The organism is Arthrobacter sp. 05L44 (assembly GCF_056397605.1).
Genome location: NZ_JBFTNS010000001.1, coordinates 735,344 through 760,854, shown reverse-complemented (window position 1 = coordinate 760,854; position 25,511 = coordinate 735,344). Strand labels below are relative to the sequence as shown.

Genomic DNA, 25,511 nt, shown 5'->3' with positions numbered 1-25,511 from the left:
GTAACCGGGTGAAGACTCCCACCTACCGGCTTGTAATGCGGGCAGTGGCGGCCACCGCCGTTGCTCTCGGAGGGTCTTCGCTGGCCGTCCCTGCCTACGCCGAAGCCAGCGCCCCCGACCCCGCCGCGTCCTCCCCGGCGGCACCGGACATCAGCGACGCCGGACTTGCCGAAGCCGTGCAACGGGACCTGGGCATGACGATGGAAGAGTTCAACGCCGCCGGTACGCAGGCCAAACGGGCCGCCGCCGCAGCCACCACCCTGCGCGCGCTGCCGGGGTACCTCGGGATCGTCCTGCGGGACGGAAAAATCGTGGTCCAGGGTCACGGGACCGAGCTCCAGGCGGGCGTCAACGAACTCAACAAGACCGCCCCGGCCGACATCGTGCTCGAGGCACCCGCGGGGAGTGCCGCGGCAACTCCGGCACCCTCACCCTCAGCTTCGCCGGCTCCCAAGGCAACACCGAAGGCGGCACCCGGCGCCGCGCCCGAACTTCGCGCCGGCAGCGCCGAACAGCTCTTCCAGGCCTACGTCCGTGATGTGGGGCCAGCCGGGCTGCAAGCCGTCGCCTACGCGGACGGGCACTTCATCATCCGCACCGGCGGCACCAACAGCGCCGAGGCCAGCACCGCCGGCGCCCTGGTGCCCGGCATCGTCCGCCCGTTCCAGGTGCCCGCGCCCGGCACCGCCGATCCGGCAGCGCAGCCCGCTCCCGGCAAGACCTCGGCGGCAGACTTCGTGGCGCGCTACGCCAACGTGGAGCTGGAAAAGGGCGCAGCCATCAAAACCGAGGAGGACTACTTCGGCGGCCAGGGCTTTGTCATCGACAACATGACCATCTGCTCCGCCGGTTTCGGCGCCTTCGATCCGCACGGCCTGCCGCTGGTCCTCACCGCCGGCCACTGCGCCGAGGACGGAGCCGCAGCCCGGGCCGACGTCGAACCCTCCACCGCGGCACCGGCGGGCGGCGCGACGACGGCGCTGCCAGCTGTTCCCGGGCTCCTCGGAACGTTCGGCTTCAGCCAGTTCGGCGGCCCCAACAACTCGGCCATCACCGGGACCGAGGCCACCCCCGGCAACATCGGCACCGACATCGCCGTGATCAAAGACGTGCGGCCCGGCCTCGACGTTCAGTCGTCGGCCACGACCTGGCAGAACCCTGCCGCGCCCGCCCGGACGTCCGTGAAGATCATCGGCACCACCGCGCCATATCAGGGCCAGGCCGTGTGCCGCTCCGGCCGGACCACCGGGTGGTCCTGCGGCACGGTGGCCGAGACCGGCATCTACGTGGTGGCGGGACGGACCACGGACCCGGCAGACCTGCGCGCTTTCAAGGGATTCCTGTCCCACGACGTCCAGTCCAGCGGCGGCGACTCAGGCGGCCCCTGGATCAGCGGCAACTACGCGGTCGGCACCCACTCCGCCGGCGAACCGAAGGACGCCACGCAGAACTTCGCCGTCGCCACCACACTGCAGGATGCGCTCGGGTACGTGCCTGGCCCCGTCCAGCTCCGGCTGTTCCTCAACAAACCAACCCTGGCCGGAACGGCCGATGGCGGCACGGTCCTGCCCGGCTCCGTCATCCGCGGGCACGTGGCCGCCGCCCCCGCCTCGGCCGTTGCCGCCGACTCCAAGGTCCGCCTGACACGGCAGGACCAGGCCGCCGTCGACCTCCCGGTGGACGCGGCAGGCAACTGGTCGTTCAGCGCACCCGCAGCCGAGGGCCCGTTCCAGTTCACAGCCGAAACCGTCAACGGCTTCAGCAAGTCCGGGGCCAAGGACTTCCGCCTCAACGTCTCGGCCCTGCCGGCGCCCGCAATCACAACGCCCGCGCCGGGATCCACCAGCACGGGCCTCGACAGCGTCGAAGGCACAGGCACCCCGGGCAGCGTTGTGACGCTTTCCGGCGATCTGGCGGGCTCGGCGACGGTCGCGCCGGACGGACAGTGGAGTATCCCGCTGGGCAACCAACCGGTCTACGGCAAGGTGACCGTCTCCGCGGTCCAGGCCTCGGCCGGCCACGCGGACAGCCCCACGACGACGGCGGAGTTCAGTGTGCGGCCGCCGGCCCCAGTGGTCGACGGGGACTGGGCCGGGGCCTCGTTCCGCCAGGGCGAGGTGCCCGCCGCGATCTCGGGGACCGGCGTGGACGCAGCCTCCGTCACGGTACTGATCGACGGCCAGGCCGTTGGGCAAGCGCGCGCCGGCGCCGCCGGGATGGGGACGAAGGGAGTGTCCGCGTCGCTGGTGCCGCAGGTTGTGGTGGCCGGCGGGCGTTGGAGTGTGGCCGTCCCGGACGGCCTGGCCGTGGGCCCGCATACCGTGTCGGTGTCCCAGTCGGTCGACGGGGTTGCCTCGGCGCCGATGGGTTTCCGGTTCCGTATTGATCAGCCGGCAGCTGCGGCCGCTTCGGGTGGACCTGCCGCCTCGGCGGGACCCGCCGCCGCTGCGGGACCTGCCGCCCCCGCCCCGGGAGCAGCCGCCCTGGGGGCAGGCCGCCCCGTCCAGCAGCCGGGCGGCCCGGCGGCCTTGGCCAGCACCGGCGCGGGCGGTGCGCTGACCGCCGCCGGCTGGGGAGCAGGGGCGCTCTTGCTTGGCGGCGCGCTGCTGGCCGCCAGCCGGCGTCGGGCCGTCCGCTAGGGCTTCGGCCCTGGCTGGTTCTTCCGGTCCAGCAGCAGGTTGGTGATCCGCATGGTGCACAGCCGGTCGCCGGCTTCGTTGGTGATCAGGACCTCGTGAGTGGTCAGCGTGCCGCCAAGGTGCACGGGAGTGGCGGTGATCGTCACAAGCCCCCCGCGGGCGGACTTGTGATGGGTTGCCGAGACGTCCACCCCCACCGCTGTTTTCCCCATGGTGCTGGCGTGAATCACCGCGGCCCAGGAGCCCACTGCCTCGCCCACGGCCAGCGAGGCACCGCCGTGCAGCAGGCCGAAGGACTGGCGGTTGCCCTCCACCGGCATGGTCGCCACAACGCGCTCCACTGATTGCTCGAGGATCTTGACGCCCATCTTTTCGTCAAGTTCGCCGAGCGTGATGGTCCACAGGTCGGTACCGCGGGGATCGGTGGTCATTGCGTCTCCTTCGGGGGCTCTGCCCGGTCACAGACCGGCAGTGGTGCCGGTAGTCGTGCCGGTACTAGTGTGCCGCACGGCTCAGTCATGTACTGTAGACATATTACCGAACGGACGGTCAGTAATGCGCTGGCCGCGTGATCTTGCCCCGCGTTGGAAGGACCCGTCAACGATGACCACCACTGCAACTGCTCCGGAACCCTCAGTGGGCACCGTCGAGATCGTTCCCAGCTTCATCCGCAACTCCTGGTGGACCCCGGACGCCGCCTCAGCCGCCGGTGCGGCCGACGTCCTGGACGCCAGCACGGGTGAACTTCTGGCCAAGGTGAGCACCGAGGGCCTCGACCTTGCCGGCGTCGTCGACTACGGCCGCACCACCGGCCAGACGGAACTGGGCAAGCTGACCTTCCACCAGCGCGCCCTCAAGCTTAAGGAACTGGCGCAGTACCTCAACGGCCGCCGCGACGAGTTCTATGCCCTCTCCGCGCAGACCGGCGCCACCAAGATCGACTCGATGGTCGACATCGACGGCGGCATCGGCGTGCTCTTCACCTTCGGCTCCAAGGGCCGGCGCGAACTGCCCAACGCCCAGGTGGTAGTGGATGGCCCCATGGAGGTGCTTTCGCGGGACGGCTCCTTCGCCGGCGAGCACATCTACACCCGGATTCCCGGCGTCGCCGTACAGATCAACGCCTTCAACTTCCCGGTCTGGGGCATGCTCGAGAAGCTGGCCCCGGCCTTCATCGCCGGCGTCCCCACCATCGTCAAGCCGGCCACCCCCACGGGCTACGTCGCGGCTGCTGTAGTGAAGGCCATCGACGAGTCCGGGATCCTGCCCGAAGGCTCACTGCAGCTGGTCTCCGGCTCCGTCCGCACCCTGCTTGACCACCTCGACTACCGTGACCTCGTCGCCTTCACCGGCTCCGCGGCCACCGCCAACACGCTCAAGTCCCACCCCAACGTGGTCACTGGCGGCGTGCGCTTCACCTCCGAGACAGACTCCCTCAACGCCGCGATCCTCGGTACGGACGCCGTCAAGGGCACCCCGGAATTCGACGCGTTCATCAAGTCGCTCGTCACCGAAATGACCGTCAAGGCCGGCCAGAAGTGCACCTCCATCCGCCGTGCCATCGTGCCGCAGGACCTGGTGTCCGACGTCGTCGCCGCCGTGGGGGAGCGGATCGCCGAGCGCGTCGTCGTGGGCGACCCCCGCGCGGAGGGCGTCACTATGGGTGCCCTCGCCTCGCTCGACCAGCTCGCCGACGTGCGTGCCGCCGTCCAGTCCATGCTCGACGCCGGCGGGGAGCTTGCCTACGGCACGCTTGACTCACCGAAGGTCACCAGCGCCGACGGCAGCATCGGCGTCGTCGACGGCGGTGCGTTTATGTCCCCGGTGCTGCTGAGCTGGGCCAACCCGGAAGCCGAAGAGGTCCACTCGCTGGAAGCCTTCGGCCCCGTCTCCTCCGTGATCGGCTACACCGACCTCGCCGACGCCGTCCGCCTCGCGGCCCGGGGCGGCGGCTCACTGGTGGCCTCCGTCTGCACCAACGACCCCGACGTGGCCCGTGAACTGGTCACGGGCATCGCTGCCCACCACGGCCGGGTGCTGATGCTCAACCGCGAGGACGCGCGCAGCTCCACCGGCCACGGCTCCCCGGTTCCGCACCTGGTCCACGGCGGCCCGGGCCGTGCCGGCGGCGGCGAGGAACTGGGCGGCATCCGCTCGGTGATGCACCACATGCAGCGCACCGCCATCCAGGGTTCGCCCAACATGCTAACCGCCGTCACCGGCGTCTGGCACACCGGCGCCGACCGCAACTTCACCCTCGACACCGAGGGCCAGCACCCGTTCCGGAAGCCGCTGTCCACCCTGCACATCGGCGACGCCATCCGCTCGGAGCTGCGTGAGGTCTCCCTGGACGAGATCACGAAATTCGCCAACTCCACCGGCGACACCTTCTACGCCCACACCAACCAGGAAGCCGCGGAAGCCAACCCGTTCTTCCCGGGCATCGTGGCCCACGGGTACCTGCTGCTGGCCTGGGGCGCCGGACTGTTCGTCGAACCCGCTCCGGGCCCGGTCCTGGCCAACTACGGCCTGGAGAACCTGCGCTTCATCACCCCCGTCGCGGCCGGCGACTCCATCCGCGTCACCCTGACGGCCAAGAAGATCACCCCGCGTGAGACCGACGAGTACGGCGAGGTGGCCTGGGACGCCGTCCTGACCAACCAGAACGACGAGATCGTCGCCACCTACGACGTCCTGACCCTCGTCGAGAAGTAACCGCTCCCTCCTCCGCCCCGTTGCGCTATCACTTGTGGCTGCTAAAACCCCGGAATGGCAACCATAAGTGATAGGGCAACCGGGGAGGGGCGGGCTCTTTCCACCCTGCTGCGGCGTAAAATCGTGCTCGTAGGAGGTGGCGAAATGTCCCTAGTACTCAGCAAAGCCACAACAGTCCTGCCAGTTGATGATGCAGCGCGTGCCCGGCATTTTTACGCGGACACCCTGGGGCTCCCGCACCGTGGCGTGGCAGAGGACGGAAGCGAAATGTTCGGCTCAGAAGGCGGCCCGATGCTGCAGCTGATGCCAGTCAGGGATGGAAAGCATTCCGAGCACACCACCCTGAGTTTCGAAGTCAGCGAGATCGAGCGCACCGTCAGGGAGATGGAAGCCCGGGGCGTAATGTTCCAGGACTACAACCTGCCCGACCTCAAGACCGAGAACCACATTTGCACTACGGATTCTGAAAAGTGCGCCTGGTTCATGGACTCCGAACATAATGTCCTCTGCGTACACGAGAACATCATGACGGCGGCCGACTACCAGCTCTGAGCACGGTCAACAGCACCCCGGTCCTCCGGGGTGCTGTTCTGCGCACGGGCCTGCCGCCTCCCGCTGCGCGGCCGGGGCACATCGACACGGACACGCCGGTATTTCCTCCCCGAGAGGCCGGGCAGGGGGTCAATGCGCCCCAGGGCCGCCCGGGCCGCCCGGGCCGCCTGGCCGGTCCGGGCGGGACCACGGCGACACCGGCCGGGGCTGCAGCACCCCATTGACCTTCAGGTCCACGCGCTCATTGAAGAAACAGATGAGGCCATGGATCTGGGCGGCATCGCGGAACCGCCGGTCGTAGCTCCAGGCGATGTTGCCGCCCTGGTCCGACGCCGGGTAGCTCCAGTAGCTGGCCTGGCCCTTGTACGGACAGACGGTCCGCTTGGGACTGGCCTCCAGCCGGTCCAGCCGCACGTCCGCGGGCTGGAAGTAGTAGCGGACCGGCAGCATGGTCTCGTACAACAGCTGCGCGCCGGTGGTGCGGGCCAGCGTGACGCCGTCGAGCGCCACTTCCACCTCCGCCGACGACGCGCGGATGTCCACCCGGTGGAACGGATCCCGGGGGTGGCCGATGATCTCTTCGTCGTCCTCGAGCCAGTCGAAGGCCGCGAAGTCCAGGACGATGTGCCCGGAAAGGTCCGGATCCGCGGGCCGGAAGGCGGCGCGGGCGACCGTGGCCGACGGCGTCACGACGTCGAGCTCCTCGCCCGGCGCGGTATGCCGGCCAAAGCCGGTGACGGGGTCCAGTGACGTGGCAGCAGTACCCGCCCGAATCGCGAAGGCGTGCTCTTCGACGTCGGCCGCCGGCAGTGACGGGGCGGCGAGCCCGGCGAGCAGGTCCTGCTCCGGGACGGCAAAGATCGGGGTGATCCGCCGCGGCTCCCAGACCAAGTACGCGCGCGAAGTGTCCACCACCGGCACGCCGTCGTGGCTGGCGCGGATCCTCTTGGCCGTGGGCTCGTAGCGGAACTGGGGGAAGGTGCCCATCAGCACTTCGGATAACCTGGTGGCCATCCTCCCAGCGTGGCCCGCGGCAAGCGGCCCGTCAATGGCAGCAGCCCGGGACGGCCCCGGGCGGAAGGGTGGGTTAGTCCCGGCCGGGGACGTGCAGGCCGTGGAACGCCATGGTGATGACGTCGTCGGCCAGCTTCCCGGGCGAGAGCGAACCGCCGGGCTTGTACCACTCGACGATCGAGTTGATGGTGCCGAACAGGAGCCGCGTGACGGTGCGGGGGTCGATGTCCTGGCGCAGGGAACCCTCGTCGCGGGCCGCGGAAATCAGGGCCGCCACCTTGTGGTCGAAGGTGCGGCGGCGTTCCAGGGCGTCGCGTTCGATCTCGGTGTTGCCGCGCAGCCGGAGCAGCAGGGTCACGAAGGGCAGCCGCTCCACCAGGACGGAGATGGTCTCGCGGAGCACGAATTCCAGCCGGGCGTCGGCCGATCCGGTCTGCGCCCCGGGCTGGTCCAGGATGGCTTCCAGGCCGCCGAGGGCGTGGTCCAGGGCCAGCTTGAGGAGATCGCCCTTGGACGGGACATGGTGGTAGATGGCCGACTTCGAGATGCCCAGGTTCTCGGCAAGGATGCCCATTGACGTGGCGTCATAGCCGTGCCGGTTGAAGACGTCGACGGCGATCAGCAGCACTGATTGCTGGTCATAGCCGGGGCGGCCGCGCTTGGCGGTGGTAGCTGTGCTGGGCATACTCGCTAGTTTCTCATGAACGGTCGGTCAGTCCGGCAGCCGCGACGCCGGGAGTCGCGGCTGCCGGTCCGGCCGGGTGGCCGGACCCGCAGGGCGGAATTAGCCCTTCGGACGCATGTCGTAGATCCGGCGCAGCTTGCCGTTGGAGCGCTCCAGCGAACCGGGATCGACGACGTCGACGGTGCAGGAGGAGCCGACGTGGATCTTGATCTGCTGCTGCAGAACCTTCGCCGCCGAGGCGCTGCCCTCGGCGCTGACCGCTTCGCGGCGCTCGATCTTGACCGTGAGCTGGTCCATCCGCTGGCCTTCGGGGCGGGTGAGTTCCAGCTGGAAGTGCGGGCTGAGCTCGGGAATGCGCAGGGCGATTTCCTCGATCTGCGAGGGGAACAGGTTCACGCCGCGCAGGATGATCATGTCGTCGCTGCGGCCGGTGATGCGTCCCATACGGCGGTGGGCCGGGCGGGCCGTGCCGGGAAGCAGCCGGGTGAGGTCCTTGGTGCGGTACCGGATGATCGGCAGCGCCTCCTTGGTCAGCGAGGTGAAGACCAGCTCGCCGGGTTCGCCGTCGCCCAAGACCACGGAGGGGTCGAAGGCGTCGATGATTTCGGGGCGGAAGTGGTCCTCCCAGATGTGGCTGCCGTCCTGTGTCTCCACGGCTTCGCCGGCGACGCCGGGTCCCATGACCTCGGACAGGCCGTAGATGTCGCAAGCCTTGATGTTCATGGTGACTTCGAGCTCGTGCCGCATTTCCTCGGTCCAGGGCTCGGCGCCCAGCACGGCGAACTTCAGCGAGGTGGAGGCCGGGTCGATGCCCTGCTTCATCATGGCGTCCGCGATGGTCAACAGGTAGGTCGGGGTGGCCAGGATGGCGTCCGGCTTGAAGTCCTGGATCAGCGTGATCTGGCGTTCGGTCTGGCCGCCGGAGATCGGGATGACGGTGCAGCCGAGGGCCTCCGCGCCGGCGTGGGCGCCCATGCCGCCGGTGAACAGGCCGTAGCCGTAGGCGTTGTGGACCTTCATGCCCGGACGCACACCGGAGGCGCGCAGGGAGCGGGCCACCAGCTTGGCCCAGTCGGCGAGGTCCTTCTTGGTGTAGCCCACAACGGTGGCGCGTCCGGTGGTGCCGGAGCTGGCGTGGATGCGGGCCACCTCGTTCTGCGGCACGGCGAACATCCCGAAGGGGTACTCGAGCCGCAGGTCTTCCTTCGTGGTGAACGGGAACTTCCCCAGGTCCTCGAGCTCGCGGAGGTCGGAGGGGTGCACGCCGGCCTCGTCGAACTTCCGCTTGTAGAGGGGCACGCGGTCGTAGGCGTACGCGACGGTGTGCTGAAGGCGGCTGAGCTGCAGCGCCTCGAGCTCGTCGCGGGAGATGGTTTCTTCGCGGTCCAGGACGGCGTCGCTGGCGGCGAGGGCAGATTCAGCGGTGGGGGTGGTCATCGGTGTCCTACGTTTCTATTTCTTGGAGATGGTGCGGCTGCGGCCGCGGAACTCGGCGATGAGTTCGCCCGGGGCGGTGTCGGAAGGAAGCTCGCCCGGGAGCGTGGGGGATGCGGCGCCGGCGGGGGAACCGGCCGGGGCCTGCGCTGTTCCGGGGTCGGCGGCGTAGATCTGGACGTCGTACAGGCCGCTCCGTCCGGTGCTGGCACGGTGATTCGCGACGGCGGTGAGGATTTGCCCACGGAACGCCGGCTTGATGAAGTTGATGTCCACACCGGACGCGACGGTGATGGACCCGGCGTCGGACGCTGCTGGGGCCGCCGGGTTGCAGGCGAGGGCGAAGGCGGTATCGCCGAAAGCGAAGATCATGCCGCCGTGGGCCATGCCGAAGCCGTTGAGCATTTCCTGCCGGAGGGGCATCCGGATGGTGGCGTGGCCGTCGGCGAGGGCCAGAACCTCAACGCCCATCCATTCGGAGGCGTAGTCGTCCTTCAGGATGGGGTGGGTGTCACCGGAAATCGTCAGTTCAGCCATGCGTCATTGCCTCCAGCTTTATTTACCGAATGTTCATTAGGTAATCCCATTCGGGTGCCCGCTGTCAAGGGGTGTAAGTATGCTGGGACACATGGCCAAAGGAATATATGTCAGTGCGACGACGCCGGGATCCGGGAAGTCGCTGGTAGCCCTGGGCCTGGCGGACACGCTGCACCGCCACGCTGACCGCATCGGGTTCTTCAAGCCTGTGGTCCACGGCCGGGCGGACGCGGACCCGATGGTCGCGCTGATGAAATCCCGCTTTGACCTCGACGACGACCGCTGCCGGGGCGGCCTGACCTTCGCCGAAGTGCGGGGCCTACTGGCCGAGGGCAAACGCGAGGAAATCGATTCGCGGTGCGTGGAGATCTTCGCGGAGATGTCCCGCCACTGCGACGTGGTGATCATCGAGGGGACAGACCTGACCGGCCAGGACGCCGCCGTCGAATTCGACCTGAACGCCCGGCTCGCCAACAACCTCGCGGCGCCCATGGTCGCCGTCGTCGGAGCCAGGGGCCGCACCGTGGCCGAAACCGCGGACGCCGTCGAGGTGGCCCGCAAGGAACTGCTCGCCGAACGGTGCACGTTGCTGGCGATTATGGTCAACCGCGCCGAGCCCCGGGACCTGGAGGCGATCGCCGCGGCGGTCCGGCCGGGCGCTTCCGGCCGGCCGGTGTACGTCTTCCCGGAGCTTGAGGACATCGCCCGGCCCACCACCGGCGAGGTCGCCACCGCCCTGGGCTTGGGCCAGGTAGCCGGGCTGCCGGACCGCGAACGGGATGTCCGTTCGGTCAAGGTGGCCGCCATGAATGTGGCCAATTTCCTGCACGTGCTCGACGACGGCGCCCTGGTGATCGTGCCGGGCGACCGCGCGGATGTGCTGGTGGCCTGCCTGGCCTCCTCCCTTTCGGCCGAGTTCCCGGTCCCGTCGGCCCTGATCCTGACCGGTGGCCTGGCCCCGGACCCCACCATTTACTCCCTGCTGGCGCAGGCTCCGTTCCCGATCTTCGCGGCCCCGGATGACACCTACATGACAGCCAAGCGCGTCTCCGAGGTGCGCAGCGAAATCTGGTCGGGGCACCGCCGGAAGGTCGCATCCGCGCTGGGTCTCTGGGCCAAACAGGTGGACGAGGCCGAACTCCTGGAGCGGCTGCACCTGCCGCGGCCGGAGCGGATGACGCCGCTGCGGTTCCTGCATGACCTCATTGAACGGGCGCGTTCCCAGCGCCGCCACATTGTCCTGCCGGAGGGCTCGGATGTCCGCATCCTGCGTGCCGCGGAGATCCTGCACCGCCGGGACGTCTGTGAGCTGACGGTGCTGGGCCGCGAGGCCGACGTCCGCGAGCTCGCCGCCACCCAGGGGATCGACCTTAGCGGAATCAACATTGTGGACCCGGCCACCTCGGAATTGCGCCAGGGTTTCGCGCAGAAGTACGCGGAACTGCGCGCGCACAAGGGGGTGGACCTGGCCAAGGCGCTCGAAGTGATGCAGGACGAGAGCTACTTCGGCACCATGATGGTCCAGCTCGGGGTGGTGGACGGGATGGTCTCCGGCGCCGCCCACACCACGGCACACACCATCCGCCCGGCCCTGGAATTCGTGAAGACCCGCGAGGGCGTCAAGATCGTCTCCTCGGTGTTCCTGATGCTGATGCCGGACCGGGTGCTGGTCTACGGCGACTGCGCCGTCAACCCGGAACCCAACGTGGAGCAGCTCGCGGACATCGCCCTCGCCTCGGCCGAAACCGCCGCCCAGTTCGGCGTTGAACCGCGGGTCGCGATGCTCTCCTACTCCACCGGAGGCTCCGGCGCCGGCGAAGCGGTGGACGCCGTCCGGCAGGCCACCGAACTCGTGCGGCAGCGGCGCCCGGACCTCGCCGTCGAGGGTCCCATCCAGTACGACGCCGCCGTTGACGCCGCGATCGCCGAGTCCAAGATGCCGGGCTCGACCGTGGCCGGGCAGGCGACGGTGTTCATTTTCCCGGACCTGAACACCGGCAACAACACCTACAAGGCGGTCCAGCAGTCCTCCGGGGCCGTCGCCGTCGGGCCCGTCCTGCAGGGCCTCCGCAAGCCGGTCAACGACCTCTCCCGCGGCTGCACGGTGGACGACATCCTCAACACCGTGGCCATCACCGCGATCCAGGCGCAGGCCGGTGACCAGGACGCCGCGTCCGCAACCCTGTCCGTCGAAGCCAAGGCTTAGGAGGCCCCATGCTCGTGCTCGTCATCAACTCCGGTTCGTCCTCGCTTAAGTACCAGGTCCGCGATGTTGAGGCGGGCAGCGTCCTCGCCGAGGGGCTGGTGGAGAAAATCGGGATGGGCAACGGCGGCGACGGCGACGGGGAGATCGAGGGCCCCCGCGACCACGCTGAGGCGCTTGAGCAGGTGGACGGCGCTATCCACGAGGCTCTGGGCGACCGGCCGCTCGACGCCGTCGGGCACCGTGTGGTCCACGGCGGGGAACGCTTCGCCGAGCCGGTGCTGGTCAACAACGAGATCGCCCGCGCCATCGAACGGCTGAACCCGCTCGCCCCGCTGCATAACCCGGCCAACGTGCTTGGGATCCGCGCCATTGCCAAGAAATGGCCGGAACTGCCGCAGGTGGCCGTGTTCGACACTGCTTTCCACCGCACCCTGCCCGAGCACGCCTGGCGCTACGCCGTGCCGGACGAGCTCTATACAAACCACGGCATCCGGCGCTACGGCTTCCACGGCACCTCGCACGAATACGTCGCGCACCAGGCGGCCGCGCTGCTGGACCTGCCGGTGGAGGAGTTCGACGGCGTGATCGCCCACCTGGGCAACGGCGCGTCCGTTACCGCCATCCGCGGCGGCAAATCCGTCGACACGTCCATGGGGTTCACCCCGCTCGAGGGCCTCGTGATGGGCACCCGCTCCGGCGACCTCGACCCCTCGATCCTGGTGTTCCTGGCCCGGGCCGGCTGGTCCGCCGAGGACCTCGACTCCATGCTCAACCGGCGCTCCGGGCTGAAAGGCCTGGCCGGCAACAACGACATGCGCTCCGTGGTGGAGGCCGCCGACGCCGGCGACGCCAAGGCCGCAATGGCCCTCGCGGTGGCCTCCTACCGGCTCTCGAAGTACATCGGCGGGTATCACGTGGCCGTCGGTGGGGCGAAGGCACTGGTCTTCACCGCCGGCATTGGCGAGAACTCGTACCAGTTCCGCAGCCTGGTCGCGGACCGGTTGGGCGCGCTGGGCGTGGAGCTCGACGCCGGGCTGAACCGCCAGCGGTCTAAGGAACCCCGGGTGATTTCGACCGCGGAATCGGCCCTGCCGGTGCTGGTGGTGCCGACTGACGAGGAGCGCGCGATCGCCGAGGCCACGGCCGCCGTCGTCACCCAGTCATCGACTGCTCCGTAACCCCCTTTTCCCATAACGGCACCTGCGGAGCAATCGATGGGTAGCGTGGGGGCATGACCGACCCGAGCCTTCCCTTCAGCCTGCCCATCCGCACTGAGCGGCTGGTGCTGCGCCGGTTCGAGGCCGCGGACCTTGATGCCTTCCACGCCTACCACTCGCTGCCCGAGACGGCCCGCTTCCTGCCGCGGGAGGCCAAGAGCTACACCCAATCCATGGAGCAGGTGGGCAAGTACGCCAACTTCGAATTCGAGAAAGAGGGCGACTGGGTGGCCCTCGCCATCGAGGCCGCGGAGGCGCCCGGGCTGATTGGCGAAGTGGTCCTCAAATGGCTGCCCGGCCGCGGCCAGGCCGAGGTTGGCTGGAGCCTGGCCCCGGCGGCCCGCGGGAAAGGGTACGCGGCGGAGGCGGCGGCCGCGATCCTGGAATTGGGCTTCGGAGTGCTGGGCTTCCACCGGATCGATGCCAAGCTCGACGCCCTCAACACCTCCTCCGCAGCTCTCTGCACCCGCCTTGGCATGCGCCTGGAATCCACCCAGGTGGACAAGTGGCATTACAAGGGGGAGTGGGCGACCGAAGTGGTCTACGCACTGCTCGCCGACGAATGGCGGGCCCGGCAGGGTGGTGCGGGTGCGGGTGCGGGTGCGGGTTCGTGACGTGGGCTGACCCGACCAATTGACGCCTCGAAGTGACGAAAGTGGCCGCTAAGCGTGGCCTCATAGCGGCCATTTTTGGCAAACGGGTGGTTTCGGCTGGCTGGCGCTCCCTGCATCCGGATCCCGAAAGACGCAGTCGAGGTTTCGCCAGCCGCGCGTGTGCAGGAATGAGCATGTCCATTCGTCGGCCATGCCGGCGGTCCAGGAGTGGGCTTGTCCGGGTTCGCATCCACGGCGCGAGTACGACATCCGACGCGAGCCCGCACCACCAAGACCACGCCCGCGCCACCCGTTTGCCAGAAATGGCCGCTAAGGGGAGTCCCTTAGCGGCCATCTGTGGCGAATCGGCGAGCAACAAATCAGCGAGCAACACCAGCGGAGGACCAGCCCCCGCCACCCAGCAAGCCCTACGGCGCCGGCGGGGCCGTGTCCGTGGGGGCAGCCGTCGTCGCCGGGGCGGGGTCGACGACGCCGCCGGACGGCTGCCCGGGAGCAGGCGCCAGGGTGGGTGCAGGCGCTGGCCCTCCCGGAGCAGGGGCACCCGGAGCGACGGTTTCACCCGGCGCTGGAGCAGCCGTCTGGCCGGGGGCAGGCTGCTCCGTGGAGCCGCCCGTCCCGCCGGTGTTCGGTGCCGGCGTCGAACCCGGTGAGGACGTCCCGGACGGAGAAGCGGCTCCGGCCGGTGTGGCGCTGGGATCCGTCCGGACGATCTCCATGATTTGTTCCTTGAAGCCGTTCAGTTTGCCTTGGATCTCCGAGAGCGGGACGTTCTGGATATTTCCGGCGTACTCCGCGATCTGGCGCCACAAATCGTTGAGCTTGGTCATCCCGTCCGCGCTCAACGGGCCGTCCAGCGTGAGGACCAGCTGGCTGGCCAGGGCGTAGGTCAGGCAGCGGAGGCAGTTGTAGTTGGCCGCGGTGGAGAGGTTCTCCGGGACAATCACGTTGGCCTGCCCCACAATCAGCACCACCTGGAAGCCCACAGCTACCGCGGCGCAGTCCTTGCAGCTGGCGAAGGCGTTGGCGTCGTTGCGGTTGCGGACGTCGGCGCCGTCGTCGGCCCAGACAAGGGCGAAGGCGACGTCGTACACCACGGAGCCGTCCTTGGTGTTCACGGCGAGTGCCTGGTTGCCGCCGTCCTGCGGTGGAGCAGGCTTGTCGAACGGGAACACCCAGGACGGAGCCGGGGCGGACGGAGCCGATGAGCCGGACGCACCCGAACCGGCAGCCTGCGCGGCCGGGTCGCGAGGCACCAGCACCATGCTCAACTGCGGATTCTCACGGGTGGGCTTACGGGCGCCCTGGGGCCAGAGCGCCACGGTCTTTCCCGACTGGCCCTCCTTCATCCCGGTGAGGGACTGCGCCGGGAAAGCGGTTGTCGTGATGTCGCTGAGGGTCCCGCGCTCGTACGGCTGGACGGGCCGGTATGTCTCCGCGCCGGGCCACCAAGCCCAGGCCAGGCCGGCGGTGACGGCCAGGATGGCCGCCATCGCGACGCCGCGCTGGAGTGTCTTGCCCCGGGTCTTGGCCCAGAGTCCGGTGACGAACTGCCGGCCCAGGCGCAGCAGGATGTAGAAGATGCCCAGAACCGGTAGGCCGATGCAGATGATCGCCAGCACACGCACCGCGGCGTCGGCAAAGTCCCCGGCGGAGAGGCTGTGCGCGAACATGGCCTCCTGCTTGGCGGCGTTGTCCCACGCGGTGCCGAGGACCCGGGGGAGGGTCAGCACCATGCTGAGCAGGCTGAACACCAGGAGCGGCACCGTGACGAGAACCCAGACCGTAACGACTGCCCTGGCCCACGGCTTGAGCAGCTGGGCCTCGGGGTCAGTCTTCCGCCAGGGAATGAGGGCCAGCAGGGTCGGCTTGATCCGCTGGAACAGGTCCGGGACGCCGGTGGCGTCGGCCAGGATGTGGTAGCCGTCGAAACGGATCATCGGCATCAGCTGCCGGACCATCTGCAGGATCTGGGTGACCACCACCAGCAGCAACGCGTCAAAGCCGGTGGCCCACCAGACACCCATGATGACGACGGCGACAATCGCGTTGAAGTACAGCCCGCCGAGGTCAGTGCGGATCCGGCCGCCCCGGCCCAGCCGGTACGAATCGGTGACGTCCGTGTAGAACGCCGGCCACATCAGGTACAAACCGGTGCCCATGGCGCCCGGCGTGGCACCGCCGCGGCGGGCCGCAGCAGCGTGGCCGAATTCGTGGAACCCGGCTGAGAGCACCGTGACGAGCAGGATCAGCAGCACCAGGCCGGGGTTGGCGAAGGCTTCATGGGTGGCGGAGGCGAGCCCCTTGACCATCAGCACCCACCAGCACGTCGCGAGGAAGGCAGCCGTCACCGCCACCACAATCAGCGGGTTGAAGAGCGCGGCGAACGGCGACGTGATTTTCCGGGTCCGCTCCGGATCCGTCACAGAGTAGCGGAACCGCATGCCCAGCAGCGGATTGGACTTCTTGACCTCCGGTTGCGAGCCGTCCGCCAGGCGCAGGAGGCCCAGGGGGAGCAGCTGGGAGTCGATCAGCGTCCGCACGTTCTCGGCACTGATGGGTTTGCCGGTCGCCTCGCCCGCGTGCCCCGCGATCTCCTCCAGTCCGCGCTGCCCGTCGATGGCCTCGAGCACCAAATAGAGCAGCCGCGTCAGTTGGATGGTCTGCCCGTCGGCGCGCCGGACCAGTGAGGGCGCCTGCTTGTAGCCGGAGCCCTTGGTCTCGCCGAGCAGCTGGACGCCGTCGGCCAGGGCCGGCGGCGGCAGGGTGCCCACTGTAGAGGACGACGCCGGAAGGCCGGGTTCCGCTCCCGGCGCGCCAGGGGTGCCGGCCGTGCCAGCCGCGCCGGGAGCCGTCGCCCCAGCCACGCCAGACGCTGCGGATCCGGCAGCCGATGTGTCATCGCCGGACAGGGCCGGAGGGCCGCCCTGGTCGGACGGCCCCCCGTAAACGGTGCTCATCTGCGTGCTACTGCTTCAGGTCGGACTGCTGGTCGGCCGAAGCCGTGGCATTGCCGTGGATGTCCTGGTTGATGATGGCATCCTGGTGGGCGACGGCGTAGGCCTGGCTGTCGATGGAGCCGATGTTGGCGCCAACCGCGGCGTCGATCGGCGCCGCAACGTTGGCGTTGGCGGCCACGGCACCGTTGATCGGGGCGGCGATGCCCGCGTTGGCGTCCAGGTTGACGTTGACGTTGAGCAGGTTGCCGTTCAGGGCGCCCGCGGCACCGGCACCAACGCCGCCAAGGTCCGGAGTGGTTCCACCAGGCAGCACACCGCCGGGGACAATGCCGCCGTCGGTAGTCCCGGTGGGAACCGCCGTCGGATCGACAGCAGGGACGGCGGCCGGATCCACCGCAGCCGGAGCAGCCGCGGGATCTGCCGTTGCCGGCGCAGCAGTAGCGCCGCCGTCGGCAGCGGTGCCTTGGTCGATGGCGCTGTCCTGCACGGAGTGGGCCGTGGCGTCGCCGGTGATGCCCTGGTTGATGAGGGTTCCCTGGTCCGCCAGGGCCTGCGAGTCCGACCCCACGGAGAGAACGTTGGCTGATGCTCCGGCATCGATCGGGGCCGCGACGTTGGCGTTGGCCGCGACGCCGAGGTCGATCGGAGCGGCGGCGCTGATGCCGAGATTCAGGTCGGCATTCAGATCCAGGACGGACGCGACTTCCTTGTCCGGGAGCGCGGTGGCGCCTTCGGCCAGCAGTTCCTCGTCAGACAGGCCGCTCATAGCTCGTTCAGTACTCACGAATGACTCCAGTTCCGGCACGGTTTTGTGCTGCCCCCAGTGAGCAGTGTCTCCACCGACGTGCCTAGTGCAGGTCAATAGTAAGCATGATGATCAAATTTTGGTACACGCGGGATCTGAAATCCCGATCGATTGCTCCGTAGGGGCCCTTTTGGACCCTCAAAACGGCGGTTACGGAGCAATCGATCGGGGAGGGGCTACCTCAGGCCGGCTCCCGGGAGCAGGGCAGCCGCACCGAGGGAGTCCGCGACGAACGCGTAGTCCCAGGCCCGTTCCCGCCACTGGACGTACCGGCCGGAGGCGCCGCCGTGGCCGCCGTCCATCTCGATCTTCATCACGATCGGCTCGCTGCCAGTGTTCTCCTCGCGCAGCCGCTGCACCCATTTGGCGGGCTCCACATAGAGCACCCGGGTGTCATTGAAGCTGGTGACGGCGGCAATCTTCGGATACGCCGCCGCCCGGACGTTTTCGTACGGGGTGTACGACTTCATGTAGGCGTAGACCTCGGGGTCCGTGATGGGATTGCCCCATTCCTCCCACTCCAGGGCGGAGAGCGGGAGCTCGGGGTCCAGGATGGTGCTCAGGGCATCCACGAACGGGACCGCGGCGACAATCGCCGCGTACTTCTCCGGCGCCAGGTTGGCCACGGCGCCCATCAGCAGGCCGCCGGCCGAGCCGCCCATGGCCGCGATCCGGGCCGGGTCCACCCAGCCGGATCCGGCGAGCCAGTCGGTCGCGGCGATGAAGTCGGTGAAGGTGTTCTTCTTGTGCAGCTTCTTACCGTCGTCATACCAGTGCCGGCCCAGCTCTCCGCCGCCGCGGATGTGCGCGATCACAAACACAATGCCGCGGTCCAGCAGCGAAAGCCGCGGGATGCCGAAGCCCGGATCCATGCTCAGCTCGTACGAGCCGTACCCGTAGACCAGGCCGGCCGCCGTCGAATCCGGCGCCACCGAGGCGTGCCGGAGCACCGAGAGCGGGATCCGGGTCCCGTCCGCGGCCTCTGCCCATTCCCGGGTGGCCACGTAGTCCGCCGCCGAGTAGCCGCCCAGCACCGGGCTTTCCTTCCGCAGCAGCAACTCTCCGGCGGGCTGGTCCGGGGTGGGGAGCACAAAGTCGTAGACCCGCGACGGCGTGAAGTAGGAGGTGTAGCCCATCCGGATCACGGGGGCCTCGTAGTCGGAGCCGGCCACACCGGCGGTGTAGAGCTCCTCGTCGAAGGCCGGTTCCACCGGGTCGCCCTGTTCCGGGGTGCCGAGCCCGGCCAGCGGCAGGACCTGCACCCGCTCGATGGTGTCCTTGCGGATGGACAGCACCAGGTGGGTGGACGTGACGCCGGCGCCGTTGACGCGGACCTCGTCAGAATGCGCGACGACGGTCCGCCAGTGCTGCTCGGCTGCCGGCTTGGCTAGTTCGGCTGGATCGACCAGCGAGACCATGGAGTTGATGGCGCCCTTGTTGTGGGTCAGCAGGATGGCTTCGGAGGCCTCGCCGTCCGGGCCGGTCAGCAGGAACGGTTCTGCTTCGTACAGGATGCGCTCGTCGCGTGAGATCACGGTGGTCAGCCCGGCGTCCGGCGCATCAAAGCGCAGCAGCCGGGTCTCGCTGAACTCCGAGCAGCCGATGCCCAGGACCAGGTGGCGCCGGTCCGCGGAGAGCTCGAAGCCGAGCCACATCGCGACGTCGTCCTCCTGGTAGATCACTTCGTCATCGGTGACGGGCGTGCCCAGCACGTGGGACTTCACCTGGTACGGGCGCCAGGACGCGTCCACCACGGTGTAGAAGATCCGGGTGCCGTCGGGGGAGAAGGAGACGCCGTAGAAGACGTTCTCGATCACGTCGGGCAGCAGTTCCCCGGTCCGGAGGTCCTTGATCCGCAGCGTAAAGCGCTCGTCGCCGGCGTTGTCCACGGCGTAGGCATACAGGTTCCCGTCGATGGTCACCGCGGAGCCGCCGACGGCGAAGAACGGCTTGCCCTCGGCCTCCACGTTCCCGTCCAGCAGCACTTCCTCGCCGGGAATCCCGACGCCGACCTCGACGGCGGGCGGCGTCCAGTCCGCCACCCGGTCACCGCTGTCCTGCGCGCGGACGCGGCACTGGATGCCGTACTCCTTGCCCTCCACGGAACGGGTGTAGTACCACCAGCCGTCCTTGCGGTTCGGCACGGAGAGGTCGGTTTCCTGGGTGCGGCCCTTAATCTCCTGGAAGATTGCCTCGCGCAGCGGTTCCTGATGGGCGGTCACGGCCTCCTGGTAGGCGTTCTCGGCCTGCAGGAGTTCCACCACCTCCGGGGATTCCTTGTCCCGGAGCCACTCGTAGTTGTCCTCGAAGACGTCCCCGTGGTGGGTCCGCTGGAAAGGAACCTTCTTGGCCACGGGGGCGACGGGGGCAGGTGCGGCGGCGCCGGAAAGGCCCCGGGTGGCGGGAGTCTCAGTCATGCTCACCAATATATAGAGCCGACGACGCCGGCCGGCCTGTGTTCGCTACCGGGAGACCGGCGCTCATTGACGGCCGCTGTCAGCGTCTCGGGCTCATTCGGAGAGCAGGGCCATCAGGTACCGCCCGTAACCGCTCTTGGCCAGGGGCTCGGCACGCTCGCGGAGCGCGTCGTCGTCCAGGAAGCCGAGCCGCCAGGCGATCTCCTCGGGGCAGCCGATGGAGAGGCCCTGGCGCTTCTGGACCGTGCGGACAAATTCCGATGCCTCATTCAGCGAATCAAAAGTTCCGGTATCCAGCCATGCCGATCCGCGCGGAAGGATTTCCACCTGCAGCTTCCCGCGTTCGAGATAAACGCGGTTGACGTCGGTGATTTCCAATTCGCCGCGCGCCGATGGTGTGAGGTTCTTGGCAATGTCCACAACATCGTTGTCGTAGAAGTAGAGGCCGGGAACAGCGTAGTGGCTGCGGGGATTTTCCGGTTTTTCCTCCAGCGAGACGGCTTTACCCGCGGCATCGAATTCGACCACGCCGTAGGCCGACGGGTCGGCCACCCAGTACCCGAAGACGGCACCGCCGTCGATGTTCTCGAAGCGGCGCAGCTGGGTGCCCATGCCGTGCCCATAGAAGATGTTGTCGCCCAGCACCAGGGCCACCGGGCCGTCGCCGATATGGTCGGCGCCGAGCACGAAGGCCTGCGCCAGTCCGTCGGGGGAGGGCTGCTGCTTGTAGGTGATGCTGACGCCGAACCGGCTGCCGTCGCCGAGCAGGCGCTCAAACTGGTCGCCGTCCTGGGGGGTGGTGATTATCAGGATGTCGCGAATACCCGCCAGCATCAGCGTTGAAAGCGGGTAATAAATCATTGGTTTGTCATAGACCGGTACCAGCTGTTTGCTGATGCCCAACGTAATTGGATGAAGTCGTGAACCGGTCCCCCCGGCGAGGATAATTCCGCGCATGACGCCAATCTTCCACCGAGGTTTCTCGTTCAACCAAATCTGCCTCGCTGTGGAACGATATAAACCATGCAGCGATTCCTCGTTACCGGCGGCGCCGGCTTCATCGGTTCCAACTTCGTCCACTATGTCCTGGACAACACCGACCACCACGTCACGGTGCTGGACAAGCTCAGCTACGCGGGAAACCTGGAATCCCTCAACGGCCTGCCGGCGGACCGCTTCCGGTTTGTGCAGGGCGACATCTGCGACGCCGCCGTCGTCGACGGCCTGGTGGCCGGGGCCGACGTCGTGGTCCACTACGCCGCTGAATCGCACAACGATAACTCGCTGCACGATCCGCGTCCCTTCCTGGACACCAACATCATCGGCACGTACACGCTGATCGAGGCGGCCCGGAAGCACCACAAGCGCTTCCACCACATCTCCACGGACGAGGTCTACGGCGACCTGGAACTGGATGACCCGGAGCGTTTCACCGAGGACACCCCGTACAACCCCTCAAGCCCCTACTCCTCGACCAAGGCGGGTTCGGACCTGCTGGTCCGGGCCTGGGTGCGGTCCTTCGGGCTGCAAGCCACCATCAGCAACTGCTCGAACAACTACGGCCCGTACCAGCACGTGGAGAAGTTCATCCCGCGGCAGATCACCAACGTCATCGACGGCATCCGGCCCAAGCTGTACGGCAAGGGGGAAAACGTCCGCGACTGGATCCACGCCAACGACCACTCCTCCGCCGTGCTGGCCATCATTGCCAAGGGCCGGATCGGGGAGACGTACCTGATCGGTGCCGACGGCGAGAAGAACAATAAAGAGGTAGTGGAGCTGATCCTCAAGCACTTCGGGCAGGCCACGGACGCCTATGACCATGTGATGGACCGGCCCGGCCACGACCTGCGGTACGCGATCGACTCCTCGAAGCTGCGGACCGAGCTCGGCTGGGAGCCGCAGTTCTCCGACTTTGGGTCGGGCATCGAGGACACCATTGCCTGGTACCGGGACAACCAGGACTGGTGGCGGCCGCAGAAGGCCGCAACCGAGGCCCGGTACCAGGAACAGGGCCAGTAGGACATGTCGATCGAGTTTTCGAAGAAGCTCACCGCCCACCAGACCCCCATCCCCGGCGTCGTCCTCTACGACCTCCCGGTCCACGGTGACAACCGTGGCTGGTTCAAGGAGAACTGGCAGCGGGAAAAGACGGTGGCCCTGGGCCTGCCGGACTTCCGGCCGGTGCAAAACAACATCTCCTTCAACGAGAAAGCCGGTACCACCCGCGGCATCCACGCCGAGCCGTGGGACAAGTTCATCTCCGTGGCCACCGGCAAAATCTTCGGCGCCTGGGTGGACCTGCGCGAAGGTGCGACGTTCGGCGCCGTGTTCACCGCCGAACTGGACCCCAGCCAGGCCATCTTCATCCCCCGCGGAGTGGGCAACGCTTTCCAGACCTTGGAGGACAACACCGCCTACACCTACCTGGTCAACGACCACTGGTCCGCCGACGCCCAGGGCCAGTACACGTTCCTGAACCTCGCCGACGAGGCCGCAGCCATCGCCTGGCCGGTGCCCCTGGCAGACGCCGAGCTCTCGGACAAGGACAAGGCCCACCCGCGGCTCGCGGACGTGGTTCCGATGCCGCCGAAGAAGATCCTGGTCCTGGGCGCCGACGGCCAGCTCGGCAAGGCGCTGCGCGCGGCGTACGACGGCGAGACGCACGTCGAGTTCGCCGGCCGGGCCGAGTTCGACCTCGGCAGCGAGGACGCCTTTGCCGCCCGGAACTGGAAAAACTACTCGACGATCATCAATGCCGCCGCGTATACCGCCGTCGACGCCGCCGAGACCCCCGAGGGCCGCAGCACCGCGTGGGCGGTAAACGCCACGGCCGTCGCACGTCTGGCCCGGACGGCCGTCGATCACGACCTCACCCTGGTGAACGTCTCCTCTGATTACGTCTTTGACGGCACCCTAGGGACCCACGATGAATCCGAGCCCGCCACCCCGCTGGGCGTATACGGCCAGACGAAGGCCGCCGGGGATGCGGCCGCCAGCGCCGTGCCGCGGCACTACACGGTGCGCACCAGTTGGGTCATCGGGGACGGCAACAACTTTGTCCGCACCATGGTGTCCCTGGCCGGGCGCGGCATCGAACCGTCGGTGGTCAATGACCAGATCGGCCGCCTCAGCTTCACGGAGGATATCGCCGCAGGCATCCGGCACCTGCTGGAGTCGGCGGCGGAGTACGGGACGTACAACCTTACTAACAGCGGGGACCCGCAGTCCTGGGCCGAGATCGCGGCCGACGTCTTCGAGGCCTGCGGGAAACCCCGCGACGCCGTCACCGGCATCAGCACCGAGAAGTACTTCGAAGGCAAAGCCGCGGCCCCGCGCCCGCTCAACAGTGTCCTGTCCCTGGAGAAGATCACCGCGGCCGGATTCAAGCCCAGGGACGCGAAGGAAGCCCTGTCCGGCTACCTCGCTGCCCTGGCCATGTAGCGGCGGCGGGATTTTCCCAGGCGCAAGATCCGCCGCCTAGTTGCCGTTCTGGAGCTTGTGGACGGCCACGTACGTGTCCAGCTTGTTGGCGCGCAAGGCCGCCGCAACGCCCGCCGTGGCCGCAGGGTCCTGGAGAACGATCGACTGGCCGTCGGCGCTGGTGCCGATGCCGGCCGTGGGCAGCGTGAAGAACACTCCGCCCCCCGCGGGGGTGGTGCGGAAGCTGTAGGTGAGGCGCGTCAGCGTGTCCAGCGTCAATGCCGGGCTCAGCGTGATCCGGGGGAGCGCGATTGCCGCCACCTTCCGGGCGGTGGCGCGGTCCTGGACGCTTTGCTTGACCACCTTGGCCAGGACGGCCTTGAGGAAGGTCTGCTGGTTCCGCACGCGCTGGTAGTCGCCGTCGACGAAGGCCTTGCGCTCGCGGACGAAGTCCAGTGCCCGGGCGCCCTTGAGCCGGTTGACGCCGGCGGGGAACCGGACGGACGGGTCGATCGAGGACGTAAAGGCCTGCTTGACGTTGACGTCGACGCCGCCGACGGCATCGCTGAGGGCGGTGAACGTCTGGAAGTCGACCATCACCGTCTGGTTGATGTGCTGGCCCAGCAGGGACTCGACAGTGCGCGTCGCCAGCGGGATGCCGCCCATTTGCAGGCTCGCGTTGATTTTCGCTTCACCGTGGCCGGGGATGGTGACCCAGAGGTCCCGCATCAGGGAGATGCCGTAGACCCGCTTGCGGTTCGCGGGCACGTGGATGAAGACCATGGTGTCGGCCCGCTGGTCGGCTGCCTTGCCGGCCGCGGCCGCCCCGCGCTGGTCCACCCGGCTGTCGCTGCCGATCAGCAGGATGTTCAGCGCGGTGGGTGCCGGCTCCGGGACCGGCTTGGGGGTGGGCTTCGGTGTGGCCTTCGGCGTCGCAGTCGGGGTGGGGCTCGGGACCGGGGCGGCGGTCTCGGTGCGTGGTGCGAGCAGGAACGCCGCGGTAGCGACGCCGGCGCTCAGCAGCAGCGCAAGGGCGACAATCAGGATCCGGCGCCGCTTCCGATCCGCCGGCGGGGCCGGAGGCGGGGGCGGAGTTGCCGGTGGGTCTGCGGGTTCAGGGCTGGCCATGACGGGACAGTATCACCGCCGGTCCCGCCCGGACCGCCTCACACGGCGGAGATCAGTTGCCGTTTTCCAACTTGTTCGCCGCCACGTATTCGCCCAGCTTGTCCGCGGCCATCGCCGCGGCCAGGTCCTGGATGGCTTTCGGATCCGCCACCACAATGGACTGCCCGTCCGCCGACGTCCCGACGCCCCCGGTGGGCAGGGTGAACATCACGGTGTTCTGCGACCGGATGTTCCGCAGTTCGAAGGCAAGGCCGCCCACCGTGGCGGAGTCCATCCCCTTGTCCACCGTCAGGAACGGTGCGACAGCCCCCACCATGTTGTTGACCGTCACCGGGTTGGTCAGCGTGGAGCCGGAGATCGACTTCTTGATGATTTCCCGCAGGAACTCCTGCTGGTTGCGGACCCGCTGGTAGTCGCCGTCGGCGTAGGCGTGGCGCTCGCGGACGAAGGCCAGCGCTTCGGTGCCGTTGAAGGTGTGCTCGCCGGGGGCGTAGGTCTTGCCGGGCAGGGCATCGGAGGTGAAGGGCAGTTTGATGTTCACGGTCACGCCGCCCAGGGCGTCCGTGAGGCCCTTGAATCCTTCGAAGTCGACCATGGCGACGTGGTCGATGCGCTGCTTGAACAGTGACTCGATGGTCTGCACCATCAGCGGGGTGCCGCCGAGGGCCAGCGCCGCGTTGATCTTTGACTCGCCGTGGCCGGGGATGGGTACCCAGAGGTCGCGCATGATGGAAATGGAGTAGATGTGCTGGCGGTCCGCGGGGATGTGCAGGAGGATCAGCGTGTCCGCGCGCTGGTCCGAGGGTGTGCCGCCGGTGTTGTCCGCTCCGGCGGTTCCACGGCTGTCGCTGCCCATGACCAGGATGTTCATCGCGCCCTGGGCTGCGCCGGTCTTGGCCGGCCGCGTCGAATCCGCCGGGAAGGCCTGCTCCAGCTTGTGCGTGCCGGAGTCCCAGGTGTGGGCCAGGTTGAAGAGGTAGCCGCCCACCACCACGGCCACAAGGGCCACGACGGCGGCGACGGCGATCAGCACCCTGCGTCCGCGTCGCTTCCTGGCGGGCGGCAGCGCGCGGGCGGCCGGCTCGGGGGCGTGGGCGTCGGGGTCGAACGGGTGTGTCATGGCATCCTCAAGGTCGGCCGGCGAGCTGTCCGGGTTTAGGCCCCCGCT

19 protein-coding genes are annotated in these 25,511 nt (G+C 68.3%); 8 read left to right on the top strand and 11 right to left on the bottom strand.

Translation table 11 applies throughout. The annotated features are described in order from the left end of the window. Window positions 1-8: 8 nt before the first annotated feature. Window positions 9-2,639 (top strand): S1 family peptidase, encoded by a 2,631-nt coding sequence (locus AC1DHY_RS03490; RefSeq protein ID WP_476903157.1) that lies wholly within the window; start codon window positions 9-11, stop codon window positions 2,637-2,639. On the opposite strand, the gene AC1DHY_RS03485 is transcribed toward AC1DHY_RS03490, so the two are convergent. Further along, window positions 2,636-3,070, bottom strand: a complete 435-nt coding sequence (locus tag AC1DHY_RS03485) for a PaaI family thioesterase (RefSeq protein WP_476878190.1) — start codon at window positions 3,068-3,070, stop codon at window positions 2,636-2,638. The two genes, AC1DHY_RS03490 and AC1DHY_RS03485, sit on opposite strands and share 4 nt — an antisense overlap. Window positions 3,071-3,242: 172 nt before the next feature. Here AC1DHY_RS03485 and paaZ point away from each other — a divergent pair, with 172 nt between their 5' ends. Both paaZ and AC1DHY_RS03475 read left to right on the top strand, forming a co-directional pair. Beyond that, complete coding sequence (paaZ, locus tag AC1DHY_RS03480; RefSeq protein ID WP_476903156.1) at window positions 3,243-5,354, top strand: phenylacetic acid degradation bifunctional protein PaaZ; 2,112 nt, start codon at window positions 3,243-3,245, stop codon at window positions 5,352-5,354. A gap of 144 nt (window positions 5,355-5,498) precedes the next feature. Next, window positions 5,499-5,906, top strand: a complete 408-nt coding sequence (locus tag AC1DHY_RS03475) for a VOC family protein (RefSeq protein ID WP_476878189.1) — start codon at window positions 5,499-5,501, stop codon at window positions 5,904-5,906. A gap of 129 nt (window positions 5,907-6,035) precedes the next feature. On the opposite strand, the gene AC1DHY_RS03470 is transcribed toward AC1DHY_RS03475, so the two are convergent. From AC1DHY_RS03470 to AC1DHY_RS03455, 4 genes are all read right to left on the bottom strand, one after another. Further along, a complete protein-coding gene (locus AC1DHY_RS03470) occupies window positions 6,036-6,920 on the bottom strand; it encodes a DUF427 domain-containing protein (protein ID WP_476878188.1) in 885 nt (294 codons plus the stop codon). Between the two features lie 73 nt (window positions 6,921-6,993). Next, complete coding sequence (locus AC1DHY_RS03465; RefSeq protein ID WP_476878187.1) at window positions 6,994-7,605, bottom strand: TetR/AcrR family transcriptional regulator; 612 nt, start codon at window positions 7,603-7,605, stop codon at window positions 6,994-6,996. A gap of 99 nt (window positions 7,606-7,704) precedes the next feature. Then, window positions 7,705-9,042 carry a phenylacetate--CoA ligase PaaK gene (gene paaK, locus AC1DHY_RS03460; protein WP_476878186.1) on the bottom strand — a complete coding sequence of 446 codons (1,338 nt, stop codon included), beginning with the start codon at window positions 9,040-9,042 and terminating at the stop codon, window positions 7,705-7,707. Between the two features lie 15 nt (window positions 9,043-9,057). Further along, window positions 9,058-9,576 carry a hotdog fold thioesterase gene (locus AC1DHY_RS03455; protein WP_476878185.1) on the bottom strand — a complete coding sequence of 173 codons (519 nt, stop codon included), beginning with the start codon at window positions 9,574-9,576 and terminating at the stop codon, window positions 9,058-9,060. 91 nt (window positions 9,577-9,667) lie between these two features. On the opposite strand from AC1DHY_RS03455, the gene pta reads away from it, so the two are divergent. The 3 genes from pta to AC1DHY_RS03440 are packed head-to-tail and all read left to right on the top strand — an operon-like array spanning window position 9,668 to window position 13,613. After that, a complete protein-coding gene (gene pta / locus AC1DHY_RS03450; protein ID WP_476878184.1) occupies window positions 9,668-11,782 on the top strand; it encodes a phosphate acetyltransferase in 2,115 nt (704 codons plus the stop codon). Between the two features lie 8 nt (window positions 11,783-11,790). Next, window positions 11,791-12,960, top strand: a complete 1,170-nt coding sequence (locus tag AC1DHY_RS03445) for an acetate kinase (RefSeq protein WP_476878183.1) — start codon at window positions 11,791-11,793, stop codon at window positions 12,958-12,960. Between the two features lie 53 nt (window positions 12,961-13,013). After that, window positions 13,014-13,613: a GNAT family N-acetyltransferase gene (locus tag AC1DHY_RS03440; protein WP_476878182.1), complete on the top strand. Its 600-nt coding sequence runs from the start codon at window positions 13,014-13,016 to the stop codon at window positions 13,611-13,613. A gap of 407 nt (window positions 13,614-14,020) precedes the next feature. Here AC1DHY_RS03440 and AC1DHY_RS03435 read toward each other — a convergent pair whose 3' ends face one another. The 4 genes from AC1DHY_RS03435 to rfbA form a co-directional block, all read right to left on the bottom strand. Beyond that, a complete protein-coding gene (locus tag AC1DHY_RS03435; protein ID WP_476903155.1) occupies window positions 14,021-16,477 on the bottom strand; it encodes a hypothetical protein in 2,457 nt (818 codons plus the stop codon). A 100-nt stretch (window positions 16,478-16,577) separates the two neighbouring features. Beyond that, window positions 16,578-17,336 (bottom strand): peptidoglycan-binding protein, encoded by a 759-nt coding sequence (locus tag AC1DHY_RS03430; RefSeq protein WP_476878621.1) that lies wholly within the window; start codon window positions 17,334-17,336, stop codon window positions 16,578-16,580. Window positions 17,337-17,551: 215 nt separating this feature from the next. Beyond that, window positions 17,552-19,792, bottom strand: a complete 2,241-nt coding sequence (locus AC1DHY_RS03425; protein WP_476903154.1) for a S9 family peptidase — start codon at window positions 19,790-19,792, stop codon at window positions 17,552-17,554. A gap of 93 nt (window positions 19,793-19,885) precedes the next feature. Further along, the gene (gene rfbA, locus AC1DHY_RS03420; RefSeq protein WP_476903153.1) at window positions 19,886-20,749 is read right to left on the bottom strand and encodes a glucose-1-phosphate thymidylyltransferase RfbA; all 864 of its coding nucleotides are present in this window, start codon (window positions 20,747-20,749) and stop codon (window positions 19,886-19,888) included. Window positions 20,750-20,815: 66 nt separating this feature from the next. On the opposite strand from rfbA, the gene rfbB reads away from it, so the two are divergent. Together rfbB and AC1DHY_RS03410 are read left to right on the top strand one after the other, a co-directional pair. Continuing rightward, window positions 20,816-21,814, top strand: a complete 999-nt coding sequence (gene rfbB / locus AC1DHY_RS03415) for a dTDP-glucose 4,6-dehydratase (RefSeq protein WP_476903152.1) — start codon at window positions 20,816-20,818, stop codon at window positions 21,812-21,814. 3 nt (window positions 21,815-21,817) lie between these two features. Continuing rightward, window positions 21,818-23,236: a sugar nucleotide-binding protein gene (locus AC1DHY_RS03410; protein WP_476878616.1), complete on the top strand. Its 1,419-nt coding sequence runs from the start codon at window positions 21,818-21,820 to the stop codon at window positions 23,234-23,236. A gap of 36 nt (window positions 23,237-23,272) precedes the next feature. Here AC1DHY_RS03410 and AC1DHY_RS03405 read toward each other — a convergent pair whose 3' ends face one another. Both AC1DHY_RS03405 and AC1DHY_RS03400 read right to left on the bottom strand, forming a co-directional pair. Beyond that, a complete protein-coding gene (locus AC1DHY_RS03405; protein WP_476878615.1) occupies window positions 23,273-24,343 on the bottom strand; it encodes an LCP family protein in 1,071 nt (356 codons plus the stop codon). Between the two features lie 52 nt (window positions 24,344-24,395). Next, the gene (locus tag AC1DHY_RS03400; RefSeq protein ID WP_476903151.1) at window positions 24,396-25,463 is read right to left on the bottom strand and encodes an LCP family protein; all 1,068 of its coding nucleotides are present in this window, start codon (window positions 25,461-25,463) and stop codon (window positions 24,396-24,398) included. Window positions 25,464-25,511 lie beyond the last annotated feature (48 nt).

Coding starts and splice junctions, on each gene's coding strand:
- AC1DHY_RS03400 (WP_476903151.1), bottom strand. CDS start 25,463: ATGACACACCCGTTCGACCCCGACGCCCACGCCCCCGAGCCGGCCGCC.
- AC1DHY_RS03475 (WP_476878189.1), top strand. CDS start 5,499: ATGTCCCTAGTACTCAGCAAAGCCACAACAGTCCTGCCAGTTGATGAT.
- AC1DHY_RS03425 (WP_476903154.1), bottom strand. CDS start 19,792: ATGACTGAGACTCCCGCCACCCGGGGCCTTTCCGGCGCCGCCGCACCT.
- AC1DHY_RS03410 (WP_476878616.1), top strand. CDS start 21,818: ATGTCGATCGAGTTTTCGAAGAAGCTCACCGCCCACCAGACCCCCATC.
- rfbA (WP_476903153.1), bottom strand. CDS start 20,749: ATGCGCGGAATTATCCTCGCCGGGGGGACCGGTTCACGACTTCATCCA.
- AC1DHY_RS03445 (WP_476878183.1), top strand. CDS start 11,791: ATGCTCGTGCTCGTCATCAACTCCGGTTCGTCCTCGCTTAAGTACCAG.
- AC1DHY_RS03470 (WP_476878188.1), bottom strand. CDS start 6,920: ATGGCCACCAGGTTATCCGAAGTGCTGATGGGCACCTTCCCCCAGTTC.
- paaK (WP_476878186.1), bottom strand. CDS start 9,042: ATGACCACCCCCACCGCTGAATCTGCCCTCGCCGCCAGCGACGCCGTC.
- AC1DHY_RS03485 (WP_476878190.1), bottom strand. CDS start 3,070: ATGACCACCGATCCCCGCGGTACCGACCTGTGGACCATCACGCTCGGC.
- AC1DHY_RS03440 (WP_476878182.1), top strand. CDS start 13,014: ATGACCGACCCGAGCCTTCCCTTCAGCCTGCCCATCCGCACTGAGCGG.
- pta (WP_476878184.1), top strand. CDS start 9,668: ATGGCCAAAGGAATATATGTCAGTGCGACGACGCCGGGATCCGGGAAG.
- AC1DHY_RS03455 (WP_476878185.1), bottom strand. CDS start 9,576: ATGGCTGAACTGACGATTTCCGGTGACACCCACCCCATCCTGAAGGAC.
- paaZ (WP_476903156.1), top strand. CDS start 3,243: ATGACCACCACTGCAACTGCTCCGGAACCCTCAGTGGGCACCGTCGAG.
- AC1DHY_RS03430 (WP_476878621.1), bottom strand. CDS start 17,336: ATGAGCGGCCTGTCTGACGAGGAACTGCTGGCCGAAGGCGCCACCGCG.
- rfbB (WP_476903152.1), top strand. CDS start 20,816: ATGCAGCGATTCCTCGTTACCGGCGGCGCCGGCTTCATCGGTTCCAAC.
- AC1DHY_RS03465 (WP_476878187.1), bottom strand. CDS start 7,605: ATGCCCAGCACAGCTACCACCGCCAAGCGCGGCCGCCCCGGCTATGAC.
- AC1DHY_RS03405 (WP_476878615.1), bottom strand. CDS start 24,343: ATGGCCAGCCCTGAACCCGCAGACCCACCGGCAACTCCGCCCCCGCCT.